Here is a 16,718-nt window from a genome sequence, read left to right as displayed (position 1 = left end):
ATTTCAGCCTTCAGGCATTGTCCTTTAAGGTGAAGCCCTGTCGCTTCTTCCACTCCTCGAAAAAAGGAGGATTGGTGAGCAGCAGGGTTTGTGTGTCTTTGTCGAGAAAAACCTGCACCGTGGTGCCGGTAGCTACCAGTTCTTTTTTTCCGTTGAAAAGGCGATACGTGAAATTGATCTTGGCCGCATCACAGGGTGTATAAGTAGCTTCCACTGTTACGGTTTCTCCGAAACGAAGTGAGCGTTTATAATCACAGGATGCGTGTACGATCGGGATCACCACGCCTTCTTTGAAGCAATCGAGATAGCCCAACCCGTATTGTTTGCCAAATGCTTCACGGGCATCTTCAAAATAACGGATATAATGTCCGTGCCATACGATCCCCAACGGATCGGCTTCATTGAATCGGATTAGTACTTCCGTGCTGGTTGTTAATGATTGCATTCCTTTTATCCCGCGTATTTAGCTTTCCATTCTTTGTACTTCTTCTTATCTACCTGGTCGATCACGCTCTTGATGGCAGTCCCCATCTGGTTGCGGAAGGTGAAGGCCATCGATAACTTTCCTTCTATACGTTCTGTGTGCAATACCTTTTTTGTTTTGATATCAAAAAAAGTTACCCATACCGCCATTGCTTTTTTCGATTTGGACGCAGCTTCGGCTACAAATAAAAGTCCCACACCTTTCTGGTTACCGGTGGTCATTCCTTTTACCGTTGCTTCAATATCTTTTTCGGTTAAACGTGCAAAGTCATCCGTGGTCGTTGATTTAAGCGCGTTGACATCGGCTTTCTCATTTTTTTTGCTCACATAACTCAGATCGTGATTGATGGCGCTGCGGCGGAAGGCACCGGCGAGATCATATTTTTTGGGTTCGTTGACGATGAGGTCGTTGATCCCGTCGAACTGGCGGTCAACAATGTCTTCGGCATTGGCCGTGGCGTCGTCGATCAATCTGAATTTGGTGAAGTCGATACCGTAGTAGAAAAGCGGCGTCTCTTCGTTGGCAAATACATCTTTGATTGTTTGAGCGCCGGCTCCGGTTGAAAGCAGCAGGGTTCCGAGTAACGCTGCAAAGAGGTTAAGGGGTTTCATGGTTTAGTTTATTTTTTAAGACGTAAATATCTTCATCTCACAAGTTGCCAGCGTCTTTTCCCCGGTTTTTATTTCTCCTGAAATTACGGTGGCATTGAACACCTGGTTTTTGATCAGGATAGTGGTGTGCAATACTTCGCCGGTTACGGGCAATGCTTTCACAACAAGGTTCTGCACAGCGCCGATAAATCCTACCGGTACAGGCTTGTTTTCCGTGCGGCAAATATAACCCATCCTTGCGGCGGCGGTCTGCGCAATGTTTTCCACCAGTGCGGGTTCGCGCAACTGGTTATCCTGCACAAACAGGTTGCCGGGTCGTACAGTAAATTCGGTGGACGCGCCTTGTTCATCACAGGCGGTCAATGTGTCGATCATCACAAACGGAGCCCGTTGCGGAATCAGGGGTAATATGTCTGTTTCGGGTAACATTCTGACCTCTTTGGAAAGCGCGGAAAGATACGAAGTCCGGCAGGAAAAACAGCCGTTTGGCGCGCTGTTGCACGGAGTTGTCTGGTGTATTTTATCAGTTATTTATCATTTTTTCCAGAATGCGTAGTAGTTATACCACTGAGCGGGATAGGCACGTACTTTTTCCTCCATCGCGCTGGCAAAAGCCTGACCGATGATGGCGGGTAATGCCTGCCTGTCGGGGCTTTCAAAGCGTTTGCCTTCGGTTGCGTAAAAATGATAATGCAGTGCGCTGTCTTTCATGGCAAACACAAACGAAACCGGCACTTTGAGTTTTGAGGTCAGTATAAAGGGCCCTGCGGGAAAATGGGCTTCTTCGTTCAGCAACTGAAGCAGCAAAGTTTTGTTCCCATCCATGAAACGGTCTGCGTGCATGCACACGAGTTCGTTGTTGCCCAGTGCTTCTGTTATCTGGTAAATGTGAGAGAGGTCTTCGCGGATGACGATGATGCGCGCGTTGCGGCTGCCGGTTACACCTTCGAGGTATTCTTTTACTTTCTGGTGTTCGCCGTCAAACATCACGATGTTGATGCGGGTATTGAGACGTTTCAGCAGGTAACCGGCTATTTCCCAGTTGCCGATATGTGCGCTCAGCAGCAATCCGCCTTTACCGTTTTTCACCATGTCGTGCAGATGTTGTTCGCCGTCGAAGTCAAAGCTGAAGCGGTTTTTAACACCGCTCATCAATACGATGCGGTCGATGATGGTCTGCCCGAAGAGATAATAATTGCGGTAAAGAAGACCCAGTGATTTCCACCAGCCGAATTGCAGCCGCTGCCGGAAATAATACCAGGTAGCGCGGGATGTTTTCCAGGAAAAAAGAAAATAATATGCGGAAACAAAGCGAAGCAGGAAATAAGCGGGCATTACACCCCATCGTTGCAGTATGCCTATGAAGATACTGTACCCGAAACGGGTACCTTTGGACTTGCCTTGCCATTGCGGCATTACGCTAACACTTTTGAATTAACCCGGGAGATAATGTAGTCGTAGAAATCCTGGAAGGTGGTGATGGCGGCAAAATCTTCCGGTTTTACCTTAAAAGAAAAATTGTTTTCGATGACCACTACCAGATCGATATAATCCAGGCTGTCCAGGTCAACGACTTCTTTCAGGTTCGCTTCCGGAGTAATTTTTGAAGCGTCAGTCTCAAACTCCTCTACCAGGAACTCATTAATAGTCCCGATAATTTCCTCATTACTTTTCATAAGCAGTCAAAATTACCATTTTTTTACAATCAGCGAAGAATTGGTTCCTCCAAACCCGAACGAGTTGGAAAGGAAGGTATTGATCGGCTGATTACGGGTGGTTGCAATGATATTCAGTCCGGCTGTTTGTTCGTCCGGGTGTTCGAAATTGATATTGGGGGCGATGAAACCGTTTTGCATCATCAGGCAGGAGTAAACGATTTCGCTGGCGCCGGCCATCCAGCATTCGTGGCCGGTCATGCCCTTGGTGGAGCTCACGGGCGTCTTGCTTTGGCCAAATACCTCCAGCAGTGCCTGCGCCTCGCTGGCGTCGCCGGCGGGCGTGGAAGTGGCGTGGGCGTTGATATAATCGATGGCCGAGGCGTCGAGTCCGGCATCGTTCAATGCCATCCGCAGTGATTTGGCGGGGCCGCTGACGGTTGGATTGGAAATATGTTCGCCGTTGGAAGAAAAGCCATAACCGACAATTTCGCCGATGATTGGTGCATTGCGGCGCTGGGCCGATTCCAGGCTTTCCAGGATTACGGTGGCCGCTCCGCCGCTTGGGATCAGTCCGTCGCGGTCGCGGTCAAACGGGCGCGAAGCCCGCTGCGGATCGTCTTCTTTTACCGAAAAGGCTCCCAGCGCATCGAACGTACCCATCGATAGGTAGTTGATCTCCTGCGCGCCGCCGGTGATGATGCATTCCTGCATGCCCGCTTTGATCAGTACGTAGGCCAAACCTATTGCGTGGGATCCGCTGGCGCAGGCCGCACTCACGGTCAGGTTGATGCCTTTCAGTTTGAAAATGGTGGCCAGGTTCATGGTCACCGTGGAGTTGAGCGTCTGGAATACGGAAGCAGAACCCACCAGCATGGTGTCTTTCTTTTCCCGGATAATATCGGTGGACTCTATGACGGATTTGGCGGAACTGTCATTGCCATAAAGAATACCTGGTTGTAAGTGTTCGATGAGCTCGGGCGTGAGACCTGCCTGCTGCAGTGCTTCCACCGTGGCCACATAAGCATATTCGCCCTGTTCGGGAAGCATGATGCGTGCGCGGCGGTCGAGTACACCTTTGAGGGAAGGTCGTTCCACCCAGCCGGTGAGCCCTGACCTGTAGCCAAACGCCTTACGCTCGGGATCGAAGATGATCCCGGACCGGCCCTGGAAAAGAGAATCCTTTACCTCTTCCAGATTCTTACCTATACAGGAATATATGCCCAGTCCTGTAATTACTACCCTGTTCATGCCGTGTTTGTGCGTTTGTGAAATGGTTATGGTGTCCTGCGTGTAAATTAAGTAATTCCGGGAATACCCGCATTTTCCTGGTCAGGTATATAACCCGCCATTAACACTGAGTACGTGACCCGTGATATAGGATGCCTCAGGCGTGGCCAGGAATCCGACGGCATGCGCCACTTCTTCCGGTGTACCGAAACGGTTGGCCGGGATCAGGGCTTTAAACTGATTTTCATCGATTTCAGCCGTCATGTCGGTTTTGATAAAGCCCGGCGCCACGGCATTTACCGTGATATTTCTCTTCCCTACTTCCTGTGCCAGTGCTTTGGTGGCGGCAATGATGCCTCCTTTGGCCGCTGAATAGTTGGTTTGTCCGGGCATGCCTTTCAACCCTGAAAGCGATACCACATTGATGATGCGTCCGTAGCGGCGGCGCAGCATGCTGTTGACCACCAGCCTGGTGACAAAGAAAAATCCGCCGAGGTTGGTATTGAGTACATTGTTCCACTGCTCGTCTTTCATCCACATCAGCAGCACATCGTCTTTAATTCCAGCATTGTTGACCAGTACTTCCAGTATTTTGTCTTCGTTGCGTTCGATCCATCCTCCCAGCACTGTTTCCACCTGCTCTTTATTGGCTACGTCAAAGCCCAGCACTTCTCCGGCACTGCCCGCCTCCTGCACTGCTGCGAGTGTGGCGGAAGCCGCTTCTTCATTGCCTTTGTAATTGATCAATACGTAATATCCCTGTTGTGCCAGCCTGATGCAGACTGCGCGGCCAATACCGCGTGAGCCGCCGGTAACCAGAGCACATTTCATATTCAGCTTGTTTATTTGAGGGTCAAAAGTAACAGTTAAAACGATAGGTGAGGTTACCACGAATAGGGTATCCTGTGCCGTGCCGTTGCAAACGGATCAGAGACCGGCTGCGGTAAACGGCTCGTGATTTTCCAGGTAATGTTTTATGTTTTTGATATCCTGGTAGCGGGGCTGGTCTTCCACGAATACGGGGAACAGTGCCCGCAGCTTCGTGTACACGGCGCGGGTGTCCGTGGCCAGACGCTGCTCACATTTCAGGTAATCGACCGCCTGCAACAGCGACATGGCCTGGATAGCCAGCACTTCATAGCTGTTCTCCACTACTTTGCGGGTCATCAGCGCGGCATTGCAACCCATGCTTACAATGTCCTGGTTGTCGTTGTTGTTGGGAATGCTGTGTACATACATCGGGAAAGAGAGCGTCTGGTTCTCCGCCACTGTGGAAGTAGCCGTGAACTGCACACCCTGCATACCGAAGTTGAAACCCAGCACACCGAGATTGACAAAAGGAGGGAATTTCTGGTTGAGTTTGCTATTGAGGAGATAATTCAACTGCCGCTCACTGAGCATGGAAAGTTTAGTGATGGCAATTTTCACTTTATCCATTTCAAGCGATACATAATCGCCATGGAAGTTACCACCGTGGAAAATATTCTGGTTCGCCACATCCACGATCGGGTTGTCGTTGGCAGAGTTCAGCTCGTCGGTTACGGTTTGCTCAGCATGTACCAGCGTATCGAATACGGGGCCCAGCACCTGCGTTACGCAACGGAGTGAATAATATTCCTGCACTTTATCTTCAAACACATCGTGTTTGATGTTGTCGGGGTTATACAGATGTTCCGAACGGCTGCGGATCATGCCGCTGTCTTTTACCACCGAGCGGAACATGGCCGCGATATGGTTTTGTCCGCGGTGATGTTTAACGATATTCAGTTCTGCGGAAAAGTGATCGTTGTAAGCTTCCATCAACTCGTTGGTAAGCGCAGAAAGCATCACGGACCAATGCAGCAGACGCTTGGCGCGGAAGATGTTCAGCATGCCGATGCCGGTCATGGCGGACGTACCGTTGAGGACAGCCAGTCCTTCGCGGATATGAATTTTCAGCGGTATCAACCCTGCTTTACGGAAGGCATCGGCGGCCGGCTGAATTTTATTTTCATACCAAACATCACCTTCGCCGATGAGGGCAAGACCGAGATGTGCGAGTTGCACCAGGTCACCGCTGGCGCCCACACCACCGTGTTCGTAGATACAGGGAATAAGATCGTTGTTGATCATGCCGGCCAGCAGGTTGGTGAGATCGGGATGCACACCCGAATATCCCTGCAGCAGGCTGTTGAGGCGGGCCACCATTACGGCCTTGGCCAGTTGCGCGGGCATGATACCACCCGCTCCGCTGCTGTGGCTGCGGATGAGGTTGTACTGCAATTGCAGAATATTTTCCTGGCTCACCTTGTATTGAGCCATGGGACCAAAACCCGTATTGATACCGTAAATCAGTTTCTGACCGGAGAAATCCTGGAGAAAACGATGACTGGCCAGTACTTTATCAGCCGCCACCGGATCTATTTCAATGGATTGTTTGTCGAAAATAATGGCGGAAAAATCTTCAAGGGAAAGCCGCTTACCTCCTACCTGTACCATGAGACATCATTGTTTTTTTAAGTCGAACGCAAGGCGCAAAAGAACAAAATAAACGGGGGACTGAAAAATTTTGTTCCCGCGCGAGCCTTTACAGGCGGCAATTACAGGGTGGCACGAACAGGCGTTAAGCGCCGCGTTTATCGATAAAGCGTACCGGTTTGCGGCCGCCGTCGGGAAACTGAAGTTGCTGCATTTCAGCGGGCAGCAGGTATTTCACCTGGGGTGTTACGCGCAGGCGTGCCTGTAAATAAGCCCTGATCTTGTGATCGGTTTCGGGTGCCTCATTGACCGGCACGAGGTATAAGAGCACTTCGTCAGTGCCGATTTCGTTGGTCGATACTTCGGCCACGTATTCGCGGATCAGGTCCATGCTGTGCAGGATTTCGAAGAGGGCCGGTGCAAACAAAGTGGTGCCTTTGAATTTGATCATTTGTTTTTTGCGGCCGATCACGGGCGACAGGCGCAGGCTGTGGCGTCCGCAGGCACAGGGTCCGCGGAAAGCGATGCACATATCGCCGGTTTTGTAGCGGATCAGCGGCATTCCCTCCACGCCGAGCGTGGTAATGGTGATTTCTCCGGGCGTGCCGTCGGCTACCGGATTGTCGTCATCGTCCAGCAATTCGGCGATCACCAATTCGGGTTGCAGGTGTCCGCCCTGCCCTTCACTGCATTCGGTAAAGGCCGTTTGCATTTCTGTAGACGCATAGGTGGAATAGAGATGGAGATTCCAGTCGTCTGTTATCCGTTTTCCTAAAACATTCAGTGAAAAATCCGTGTTGCGGATATTCTCGCCGATACAAATGGCTTTTCGCACCGACGACGCATTGGGATCTATGCCGTGTTCCCCGGCATATTGGATCAGTTTTACAATAAAAGAAGGAACGGCAACGATGGCGGTAGGTTTCAGCCTCGCAATGGTTTCCCATTGCAAAGAAGGTACGCCGGGACCGACACGTATAATGCCTGCGCCGAGTTTGCGGATACCGGAATAATAAGCCATGCCTGCCATAAACTGACGATCCAGCGTCAGCATCAACTGGTAAATATCTTCCGCGCTGCCGCCGGCGCAGCGGAATGATTCGTGTTCGTTGCTGGCCAGCCGTTGCAAATCGCGCTCGGTGAGTGCAATGGTAACCGGACTGCCCAACGTGCCGGAAGTAGCCGTGTATTCGATCACTTTATCCGGAGCTACACAAAGAAAATCTTCGTTCTGCTGTTGCAGGTGTTCCTTTTGTGTCGGGGGAATGGTGGTCAGGTCTTCGAGTGTGCGGATAGAAGAAGGATCAATTCCTTTTTCTTTGAAAAGACGTTTGTAGTAAGGTGAATGCTGTCCTACATATTGCAGCAGCTCCTGCAGTTTTTGTTCCTGCGTGGAGCGGATTTGTGAAGCTGTCGGGTATGCTGCCATAAAATTCAAAAGTCAAAATTCAAAAGTCAAAATTCAAAAGTCAAAATCTTCATCCCGAAGTATCGGGAGTGAATAAATGAATGCCCTTTGCGGCTTTGCGTGCAAATTTCACGCAAAGTAGCGTAAGGAGCAAAGGCGCAAAGAGCTACTTATTACTTATAACTTATTATTACCACCGCCGCTGCAATATCCTTCAAATGCGTCAACGATACTTTTATCACACATCCTTTCAGATGCGCCAATGTGACCGCCGTATTACCTGATAAATGCAAATGCGGTTCACCTTTTTCTCCGGGTAATATTTCTATTTCATTAAAAGAAGTGCCCTGTGCCCAACCGGTGCCCAATGCTTTGAAAAAGGCTTCCTTGGCGGCAAAACGCGCGCTGTAATGCTGGTGTTTGTGGGTTTTGCTTTCGCAATAAGCAATCTCGCCTGGCGAAAAGACCAGTTCACGGAATCCGTTTTCCCTGTCTATCCGCGAGCCCACGCGCTCCACTTCAATCATATCGATGCCGATGCCTTCGATCATTTTGCCAACCGCTTTTTACATGCTTCAATCCTGTCCTCCGCGTGTTTCTTTTCGGGCACAGTCGCAATTTCTTTTGTCAATGCCTGCTGGTAGTAATTCAACGCCCGCTGATAATTTTTCTGTTTGTACAGATAATCGCCCGCTAAAATATACGCATGATAGTAGGAAGGATTCAGGATCACCAGGCTGTCGGGGTTCACCGTTTGCCCATCCATTACCCGTTGTTTCAATACACGGAAGCGTTCAAAGTTTTTGAATTGTGCTGTCTGCATAAAACTATCCGCCGGAATCGTCAATATCGCTTCGGAGATCTCCTGGTTTTTTTTCATGCCGGCGAGACTGAATACTTTCTTCAGATCGTAGGCCACGTATGATCCGAGTTGCCACGGCGAAGTGGACACCCATACCAATAATTTCTGCGGCTCAAACACGATCGAGTGATGCGCGATCAGTTGATTCACGGCTTTTTCATTGCCGGTGCCGATGTCGGCACCACCAATCCCTTTCTGGTCGCGGAGAATGGATACGGTCTTGGCTACAGTATTCGGACCATTACCGGACAGCAATTCTGTCAACCGGTGATAACGATATACCGATGCGCTCTCCCGTTCCTGTTGCCGGTTCATGGAGGTGGCGCCGAGGCCTTGGCTTTGAAAATGGTTCGTGCAAAGAATACTGTTCCGTCCCGGATCATATACTTCGAGTGAGTCCGGCGTTTTCTCGATGATCACAGCTTTGTTATCGGCAGCAGAGCCGACCAGGAAGGATTCCGATACAAACATTTTACGGCGGCGCGCCACTTCCACGGCCTGTTGGATGTTGCCGGCGTATTGCAATATCTCGCGTGCTACCAGCGATACCGGTGTGGCAGACCCCGTGGGCAGATCGCTCTTGGCAGCGTTGATGGTAACCGTCAATCCTTTTTCATTCATGCCTGACACCACGCCTACAAATCCGCCCCAGGTCACACTCATGAATTTGAAGCCCGCTGAAGGGTTGACAAACTCCACAATTTTATTGCGTGCAAAATCATCGCCGACATAAAAATCAAAATTTCTACCAATAATCATCGTGCTGTCGGCCGATGCGCTGCCCCAGGTGCCGAAGGACGTACAGCCTACCAGTGCCAGGTTTTGCAACGCATGGCCTATATCGTGCGCCGAATGATAATTGAGGATGCGTTGGTAGGGCGTACCGATATAGCCATAGTTGGCCGACGCCGATTGCGATACACCATAAATTTCTTCTTTGTATTCCGGTATCACATTCTTCACCAGTTTACGGTTGAAGAAGCCGATAAAATATTTCAGGAACTGGCGGTAGAAATGCGAGGGGATCATTTTATTGATCTGCGCGGTAAAATAATCCTCCTGGCTTTGTACCAGTTCTTTCGACAGTTTACCGTTTACCACGCCGCGCTCGAACGGCGCACCTTCCACATACATTTCATAAAGGCCGGATGAGCTGTGACGCAACCAGCTATTGCCGATCGTATACAAACCGCTGTCGGGCTGCTGGCGTTGCCAGCTAAGGCTTTTTTTATCCTGCACGTCCGGCGGATTGACCTGCGATACCCACACCAGGTACAGGAACAACAGCACGATCAGGCCGATGAAAGCGGCCAGCACGCGCGCCAGTCTGCGCCAGAAACGATAGGGTCTTTTGGGTTTAGGCATTTCTTATTTTCTCCACTATTTTATCATCGCCCAACAGGGTAATGCTGGTCATGATCCCGCTCAGCGCGGTGCCCAGTATGCCATGCAGGTTCAGATTCTGACCTGTAAGGTACAGGTTTGGCAGCTTTGTGCGCGGGCTCATGAAGGTTTTTAACGGGTCGTTGTAATCTTTGGCAAAGCCGTACATCGTGCCGTCTCCCGAACCGATATAATCGCGGTACGTGAGTGGCGTGGTAGTGTAACAGGCTTTTATGGCTTTACGCAAACCGGGAAAACGTTCTTCCACCCGGTCGAGCAGTTGCTCTCCTTTGCGTTTTTTGAATAACTCGTATGCTTCGCCGCGCGGGGTACCGCCGGCCACCGTATGAAAACTTTCCTTCCAGGGTTCCATTTCACTGTAATGCATGCCCGTGAATACCGTGATCGATTCCGCATACGCGGGAAATTGTTCCGAACGGGTATAGAACATGCCATATCCTAATGGCCAGTCTTCCTGCGTATAGTCATTCATCGACCATACACGGCCTTCCCGGTGATAGTAATAGTTGCCGGAACTATACGGCACTGTCTGCTCCTGCAATACGAGATGCACGGAAAACGAGGCAATGGTATTGGGTAAATGATTGATCCGCTGACGATACACTTCCTTCAACAAGGGACTGTCCGTCATTGCGAGTGTATGCACGGGACTGATATTGGAAATGAATTGTTTTGCCGCAAAACTGCCGTTGTTTGTCTCAACATGCGTCACTTTATCGTTGTCGCAAACAAAACGGGTTACTTCGGTATGCCGGAACAATTCACCGCCGTGCGCACGTAATTGTTTAATGAGCTGTTTTGCAATTTGTGAACCACCCCGGATACATTTCCAGGAGCTTTCGATATAACTGTTGAGGATAAGCGCGTGTACATAAAACGGTGTACGGCCACCTTCGCCAGCGTACAGCAGGTTGTTGCCGGCGAGTATGGCCCGGAGCTTCGGATTCGACGTAAAGGAAGCAATGGTTTCCTCCGCACCTTCACTCATTACGGATGTCTTATTCCCTCCATCCATTTGCAGGTTGTACAATGGAAATTGTGCGCATATATACCGGATGTGATCGCAATAGCGTTGGATATTGTTTTCTTCCCCCGGAAACTCTTTAGCAAGATTCCGGATGAATGATTCATAACCCTGTGCCTGGTTATACACTTTGGGGTCGTTGCCGATCAGTATTTTATCGAAGCCATCAGGATCCATTTGCTCGATACGCAGTTCATCCATGATGCCGAGATAGCGGAAAATCTGGTAAAGGTTTTGTCCTTTGCCGAGTCCGCCGATATAATGCACACCGGAATCGAAAATGAGTTTATCGCGGACAAAGGTCTGCAGGTTGCCGCCGGCCTGGTTGTTTTTTTCCAACACACATACCTTCAGCCCTTCCGCCGCCAGCAGATTGGCACACACGAGACCGCCCATGCCACTTCCTGTTATCACCACATCATAGGTCTGCATCGGGTTCTGCTTTCTTCTTCAGTACAAAAATTATGTTCGAGGTGAACCTGGTATTGTCGATCTCCGTCAGCGTAAGGTCATGTCGCTTCGCAATGGCTTCAATGGTGGAGCCCGATAGGTAACTCATCCGGTGTTCACGCGTTTTGTTGAAATTGAACACACGTGTGGACATGAATTCTGTCAGTCGTGTGGTCTGGTGTTTGTTTCCTTTTTCCGTATCGCCGTCGCGGATCAGCAGCACGCCTCCGGGACGCAGGCTGCGGATGCATTTTTCGATTACCTGCAATTGTTCGGCTGCCGGCAGGTAGTGCAGCACGTCGCTGATCACGATGCCTTCGTATTCACTGAAGGGATAATGCAGGATATCGCAATGTTCGAAATTGATGCGTTCTGTTTTGCTGAGGCAATGATTGGCGGTCGCAATTTTTTCTTCATCATAATCCACCCCGGTGATGCGCCGTTGCGGTCCGGCAAAATGCAACATATAACTCAGGAATCCATAGCCACAACCGAGATCGAGAATGCGTCCTTCCAGCGGCAGCAGGTCGTGGAAAGTCTGGTAATATTTTTCCAGTCGCAATTTGACGCGCATATACCATTCCAGCACGGGACCTTTATAGAGATAGTTGTGGATCAGTTCTTCTTTGAAGAAAACAGGTTGTTCCAGGCGGCGGCTGATCTTTGCATATTCTTCCTTGAAATAACGGCTGATGCGTTTGGTTCGTTCTGAATAACCGCTGCCAAACCGCGGATCATCCGGCGTAATGCGCGGCAGTATTTCGATAGTTACAATGCCATTTTTCAATAAATAATCTCCTTTGCTCATGCAATAACCGGTACCGTGCAGCACTACGGGAATGATATCGAGATTCAATTTTTCCGCCAGGTAAAATGCGCCTTTGTGAAAACGTTTCATTGGTCCCTGGGAAGTGCGCGTCCCCTCAGGGAAAACAATGATCGAGTAACCATTCCGCACACGATCCTCCATCAGTTCCACGCTGTTCTCGGCGCCATCTGCCACGGGATAAAAATCTGCCATGCGTATGGCAGCACCGAACACCGGCGATTTCCAGACCCAGCGATTGGTCAGGAGAATGGACTTCGGCATGAGCATATTCATGGCCAATATGTCGAGGAAGGATTGATGGTTGGCGATGATGATGGCCGGCTTTTTAAACCTTTCGTTAAATGGATTGTTGATCCGTTTTTTAAAATTGGCCATTACATACAATACCGATGCTGAAAGTTTGGTAAGCAGGTAATGATAAATGGCTTTGCCTTTTTCTTTGTTGAATGGATTGAGCTTGACGAGAAACCAACCCAAAACCGTCAGCAACAAACTTACGAGGGCAAAATACAGGAAGGAAAACACCGAGCGCGTCCAGCTCCACAATGTCCAGGGCAGCCTGCCGCGGGCCGCACGTCTTTTTACCAATAAGGAAAATAAAAACGGGATCAATACCTGCGACATCAGCACCACGCAGAGAATGCCCGTAACCGAGATAAACGCCACCGAACGCAAGGCAGGATGCTGCGCAAAAGCCAGCACACCTAATCCTGCAACAGTGGTAATGGCCGATAAAAGAATCGAGGATTTATAAGAAGACAGGTTTTTCTTGCCGGTTTTGTATTCCTGCAACAAACCATCCATAATAAACAAACTATAATCATCCCCCAGGCCAAAGATGAGCGCCGACACGATGATGTTGACAATATTGAAGGTCATGCCCGTCATGCCCATGATGCCGAGTATCCATACCCAGCTCAGTAACATCGGGATGAACGCCACCAATGCGAGTTCGATACGTCCGAATGTCAGCAGCAGCACGATGAATACGAGTGCCGAAGTCAGCAACGCAATGCGATTGAAGTCTTCACTCACTATTTCACTTAACCGGCTGGCGAGGTATTGGCGATCGAGCACAGTCACCTCCGTTCTTTTATCCAATATATCGATCACCGATGCCTTGTGCTCCTGCGGTACTTTCAGAATGGTTACAACCGATGTGTTGCCCTTTTTCTCCGACACATAATCTTCGAGCAGGTTTTTCTGCAATACATCGGCATCTTCTTTCGGCAAAGGCGTGTAGACGTTGTTCAGCAGATTGCTGAAAGCATCGAATGCTGTTGGCTTGAATCCGACGGACGCTCCCTGCCTGCGGAGTTCTTCTACCAGTTTTTCCTTTTTACCGTTGCTCCAGTAGTTGTTCCAGAAGGCGATGCGTTCAAATTGCAGTGAGTCGGATAATAATAATACCGATACACCCGACGCAGCACTGATCCATCCTTTCTGCTGCAGTTGCTGAAGGGTTGGCTGCAATTGTTCATTATGCATCAACGCCTCCTGCCGGTCTTTCCCTTCGGCTACCAGGTATACCGAACGCAACACATTACCACTGATGCGGTTCAATTCCTTTTCAGCGGCTTTGAGTTCAGACGATTGATAATTCAGGCTCGTCATGTCCGGTTCAAAGCCCACTTTTTTATAAAAAAAGAAGAAGACAATCGTCAATACGGCTACTCCGCCCAATAACCATTTGTTGTGTTCGGGCCGCAGCAGCGCCAGCTTATCGATCCATGAATGATGATGCTCCTTCACTTTCGCTTTCTGCTTTCCGATGAAGTGCGGCAAAAAGATCAGTGAACAAAGTGCTGCGCCTATTAAACTGAACCCTGCAAACAATCCAAGGTCTTTCAGCATGTCGGACTTTACAAATTCCAGGCAGAAGAAACCGCCGATGGTGGTGAGGCCCCCGATAGTCAAAGGAAATGCCAGGTCTTTTACCACCTGCCGCACATCTGGCACGTGCCGGTGATGGTTGAATACGTGTAAAGAATAATTGACGGCAATGCCCAACACGATGGAGCCTGTCCCCAACGCGATGACTGAAATAGACCCTTTGAGGAAATAAATACAAGCGAGTGAGAAAGCAGCGCCGTATACAACCGGCAGCAACACCAGCACCGGCGCGCGTTTGCGGCGGAAATAGAATCCGATGAACAGTATGAGAAATATTACCGTCAGCCCCTGCGTGAACAGGGTATCGGTGCGTAGTTGTCTGGCATTGCCAGCTGATACCGCGGCGGCACCGAAGTATTGCATGCGCACTGCTCCGGAAGAGAGTGAGTCGCGGATATTATCGATATGTGTGAGCAGCTCACTGTTCTTTCCCGTATTGCCGGCGGGATAAGCGGGCGTCAGAAAAGCGAGAAGGTGTTTGTGATCGCGGGTAACGATGTAGCCGTCGTAGAGTTCAAAGTTGCCTTCGAGTTGCAGTTGCTGCAATTTTTTCAAAGCGATAAAAGAAATCCCGCTTGGGTCGTTGGCGATGATCTGCTTCACGGCAAACCCGCTGGGTGAACTCAATAAACGGATATCATTCTCAAGGGTCTGCCGGATGCGTGCAGTATCCTGCAGGCTGTCGATGTGCAGGTAATCCTGCTGCTCGAGGAAAACCGGAAGATTGGATTGAATAATGCGGAATAACTCCAGTGTAAACTCTTCTTCTACTTTGTAGCGGATGTCTTTGATCAGCGGTGCCGCATTTTGCTGAAGTCTTGCGATCAATGTATCTGCATACGTTACCAGGCTGTCGGGTTCCGTTTTGGTGCTGTCCTGCAACGACACCATCATCACCAGTTTATCGGCAAACTTCGAGTTCTGAAAAACTTCGGTGAGTTTTTCGGTTTTATTGTCATGAGGAATGATGGCCGAAATATCTTCCTCGAAGCGCACACGCGATGCGAAGAAGCCGAACACGGCAAGTGTCAGCAGAAAGATTGCATAGAGCAACGGCTTGCGTCTGCTGAAAAAATCAAATATGCCGGTGAACAGTTTTTCCATTGCTTATATTACAAAACTCCGGTTTCGTTGATGGTGATTTTCTTGCGGCGGCGTCCCAGTTTCAGCAAACCATAAGTGATAAATCCGAAACCAAGGCCGGCCACGACAGCCAGCGTGATGCTGCCCCAGATATATTGGGTGAGATTAATACGGATCGTTTCCAGGTCGATGCCTTTGGAAAAAGAAAGATCGGCGGCGCTGCCGGGCATCCAGAAAGCGCCTGCTTTGAAACTGAGATAAATGATCAGCGGGATCATCGGCGGAATGCTGATGTTGGCGGCGATGATCACCAATGCTTTGTTCAACCGGAAAAAGATTGCCAGCGCAATCGCCACCAGCAATTGAAAACCCCATATCGGCACGATGCCCATGAATACCCCAAAACCAACGGATGTGGCTTTGAGACGATCCGATGCATCTGCACTGAAGAGCTGTTCTTTCAGGTTGCGCCGCCAGTTGCGGTTGGAAAAAATGGACCGGAAAAAATTACGCGGTTTGATATAAAGGAAGGCAATCAGCACCAAAACGGTATTCAATACGCTGATACGGGAAAAGTCTTTGAATGGACGAAAATGTGATACGCGTGTTTCCGGTGGCGCATAATATACACTGATAGGAACGGAGGTCACCGGTATCCCTTTCCACGCAGCCCGTACCAGTACTTCAATTTCAAATTCATATTTGCGGGTAAAAAAGCGCATGTTGCGCAATTGCCCGATGGGATAAAGCCGGAAGCCCGTTTGCGTGTCGGGGCAGTCGATACCGGTTTCCACTTTGAACCAGAAATTGGAAAATTTGTTGCCGAAGCTGCTTTTACCGGGCACGGATTCCTGGTTCATGTTGCGGGCGCCCATGATCAATGCGGGGCCGTCTTTGTCCAGCTTTTCGATGAACAGGGGGATGTCTTTGGCAAAATGTTGTCCGTCGGAGTCGATGGTGATGGCGTATTCGTAGCCTTTTTCGAGGGCTTTTTTGAAACCGCGGCGGAGGGCGATGCCTTTGCCGGCGTTGCGGGTATACCTCACCATTTCAAGGCTGGTGAATGCCGACAACACGTCTTCGGTATGGTCGGTACTGCCGTCGTTTACCACTATAATGGCATGGGTATAGCCGGCCACATCGCGGATCACGCCGGCCAATGTAGCAGCATTATTATAGGTGGGTATAATAACACACATGCGCAGCCGCTCGAAGTGCTGCTGATATGAGGGATTGGGAAGCATGCAAAACAGCCTATTGGGCGCAAATGTATGAAAGAATTGCCCCGGCTTTGGGGCCGGGGCAACAGAGAGGTAACAATTTTATAG

The 16,718-nt window shown here is 49.8% G+C and carries 14 protein-coding genes; all 14 read right to left on the bottom strand.

Features of this window, described 5'->3' with window-relative positions:
• Window positions 1-10: 10 nt before the first annotated feature.
• Window positions 11-445, bottom strand: coding sequence for an acyl-CoA thioesterase (locus tag H608_RS0103390; protein WP_028786445.1), 435 nt, complete (start codon window positions 443-445; stop codon window positions 11-13).
• Between the two features lie 5 nt (window positions 446-450).
• Complete coding sequence (locus H608_RS0103385; protein ID WP_028786444.1) at window positions 451-1,095, bottom strand: hypothetical protein; 645 nt, start codon at window positions 1,093-1,095, stop codon at window positions 451-453.
• Between the two features lie 15 nt (window positions 1,096-1,110).
• Window positions 1,111-1,524 (bottom strand): hotdog family protein, encoded by a 414-nt coding sequence (locus H608_RS0103380; protein WP_028786443.1) that lies wholly within the window; start codon window positions 1,522-1,524, stop codon window positions 1,111-1,113.
• Window positions 1,525-1,629: 105 nt separating this feature from the next.
• Window positions 1,630-2,511 (bottom strand): lysophospholipid acyltransferase family protein, encoded by an 882-nt coding sequence (locus H608_RS0103375; RefSeq protein WP_028786442.1) that lies wholly within the window; start codon window positions 2,509-2,511, stop codon window positions 1,630-1,632.
• Window positions 2,511-2,771: a phosphopantetheine-binding protein gene (locus H608_RS0103370; RefSeq protein ID WP_028786441.1), complete on the bottom strand. Its 261-nt coding sequence runs from the start codon at window positions 2,769-2,771 to the stop codon at window positions 2,511-2,513. The genes H608_RS0103375 and H608_RS0103370 overlap by 1 nt, the downstream gene beginning before the upstream one ends.
• Window positions 2,772-2,783: 12 nt before the next feature.
• Entirely contained in the window at window positions 2,784-4,001 is a 1,218-nt protein-coding gene (locus H608_RS0103365) for a beta-ketoacyl-[acyl-carrier-protein] synthase family protein (protein WP_028786440.1), read from the bottom strand.
• Between the two features lie 81 nt (window positions 4,002-4,082).
• Window positions 4,083-4,811, bottom strand: coding sequence for a flexirubin biosynthesis SDR family reductase FlxB (gene flxB / locus H608_RS0103360; RefSeq protein ID WP_028786439.1), 729 nt, complete (start codon window positions 4,809-4,811; stop codon window positions 4,083-4,085).
• 96 nt (window positions 4,812-4,907) lie between these two features.
• Window positions 4,908-6,458 (bottom strand): flexirubin biosynthesis tyrosine ammonia-lyase FlxA, encoded by a 1,551-nt coding sequence (gene flxA, locus H608_RS0103355; RefSeq protein WP_028786438.1) that lies wholly within the window; start codon window positions 6,456-6,458, stop codon window positions 4,908-4,910.
• 124 nt (window positions 6,459-6,582) lie between these two features.
• Window positions 6,583-7,866, bottom strand: a complete 1,284-nt coding sequence (flxY, locus tag H608_RS0103350) for a flexirubin biosynthesis putative acyl-CoA ligase FlxY (protein WP_038007015.1) — start codon at window positions 7,864-7,866, stop codon at window positions 6,583-6,585.
• Between the two features lie 152 nt (window positions 7,867-8,018).
• Window positions 8,019-8,396, bottom strand: a complete 378-nt coding sequence (gene acpS, locus H608_RS0103345; protein ID WP_028786436.1) for a holo-ACP synthase — start codon at window positions 8,394-8,396, stop codon at window positions 8,019-8,021.
• The gene (locus H608_RS0103340; protein WP_051267990.1) at window positions 8,393-10,072 is read right to left on the bottom strand and encodes a C45 family autoproteolytic acyltransferase/hydrolase; all 1,680 of its coding nucleotides are present in this window, start codon (window positions 10,070-10,072) and stop codon (window positions 8,393-8,395) included. Before H608_RS0103340 ends, acpS begins: the two co-directional genes overlap by 4 nt.
• Entirely contained in the window at window positions 10,065-11,567 is a 1,503-nt protein-coding gene (locus H608_RS0103335; RefSeq protein ID WP_028786434.1) for a phytoene desaturase family protein, read from the bottom strand. The genes H608_RS0103340 and H608_RS0103335 overlap by 8 nt, the downstream gene beginning before the upstream one ends.
• The gene (locus H608_RS0103330) at window positions 11,554-15,411 is read right to left on the bottom strand and encodes a trifunctional MMPL family transporter/lysophospholipid acyltransferase/class I SAM-dependent methyltransferase (protein WP_028786433.1); all 3,858 of its coding nucleotides are present in this window, start codon (window positions 15,409-15,411) and stop codon (window positions 11,554-11,556) included. The genes H608_RS0103335 and H608_RS0103330 overlap by 14 nt, the downstream gene beginning before the upstream one ends.
• 8 nt (window positions 15,412-15,419) lie before the next feature.
• The gene (locus tag H608_RS21085) at window positions 15,420-16,634 is read right to left on the bottom strand and encodes a DUF2062 domain-containing protein (RefSeq protein WP_081658780.1); all 1,215 of its coding nucleotides are present in this window, start codon (window positions 16,632-16,634) and stop codon (window positions 15,420-15,422) included.
• Window positions 16,635-16,718: the final 84 nt, after the last annotated feature.

The sequence above is a fragment of the Terrimonas ferruginea DSM 30193 genome, assembly GCF_000425585.1.
In the GTDB taxonomy this organism is placed as follows: domain Bacteria; phylum Bacteroidota; class Bacteroidia; order Chitinophagales; family Chitinophagaceae; genus Terrimonas; species Terrimonas ferruginea.
The sequence above is the reverse complement of the archived record's forward strand: the minus strand, read 5'-3'. Positions and strand labels throughout refer to the sequence as shown.

Coding starts and splice junctions, on each gene's coding strand:
- flxA (WP_028786438.1), bottom strand. CDS start 6,458: ATGGTACAGGTAGGAGGTAAGCGGCTTTCCCTTGAAGATTTTTCCGCC.
- flxY (WP_038007015.1), bottom strand. CDS start 7,866: ATGGCAGCATACCCGACAGCTTCACAAATCCGCTCCACGCAGGAACAA.
- H608_RS0103370 (WP_028786441.1), bottom strand. CDS start 2,771: ATGAAAAGTAATGAGGAAATTATCGGGACTATTAATGAGTTCCTGGTA.
- H608_RS21085 (WP_081658780.1), bottom strand. CDS start 16,634: ATGCTTCCCAATCCCTCATATCAGCAGCACTTCGAGCGGCTGCGCATG.
- H608_RS0103375 (WP_028786442.1), bottom strand. CDS start 2,511: ATGCCGCAATGGCAAGGCAAGTCCAAAGGTACCCGTTTCGGGTACAGT.
- flxB (WP_028786439.1), bottom strand. CDS start 4,811: ATGAAATGTGCTCTGGTTACCGGCGGCTCACGCGGTATTGGCCGCGCA.
- acpS (WP_028786436.1), bottom strand. CDS start 8,396: ATGATCGAAGGCATCGGCATCGATATGATTGAAGTGGAGCGCGTGGGC.
- H608_RS0103365 (WP_028786440.1), bottom strand. CDS start 4,001: ATGAACAGGGTAGTAATTACAGGACTGGGCATATATTCCTGTATAGGT.
- H608_RS0103385 (WP_028786444.1), bottom strand. CDS start 1,095: ATGAAACCCCTTAACCTCTTTGCAGCGTTACTCGGAACCCTGCTGCTT.
- H608_RS0103340 (WP_051267990.1), bottom strand. CDS start 10,072: ATGCCTAAACCCAAAAGACCCTATCGTTTCTGGCGCAGACTGGCGCGC.
- H608_RS0103335 (WP_028786434.1), bottom strand. CDS start 11,567: ATGCAGACCTATGATGTGGTGATAACAGGAAGTGGCATGGGCGGTCTC.
- H608_RS0103380 (WP_028786443.1), bottom strand. CDS start 1,524: ATGTTACCCGAAACAGACATATTACCCCTGATTCCGCAACGGGCTCCG.
- H608_RS0103330 (WP_028786433.1), bottom strand. CDS start 15,411: ATGGAAAAACTGTTCACCGGCATATTTGATTTTTTCAGCAGACGCAAG.
- H608_RS0103390 (WP_028786445.1), bottom strand. CDS start 445: ATGCAATCATTAACAACCAGCACGGAAGTACTAATCCGATTCAATGAA.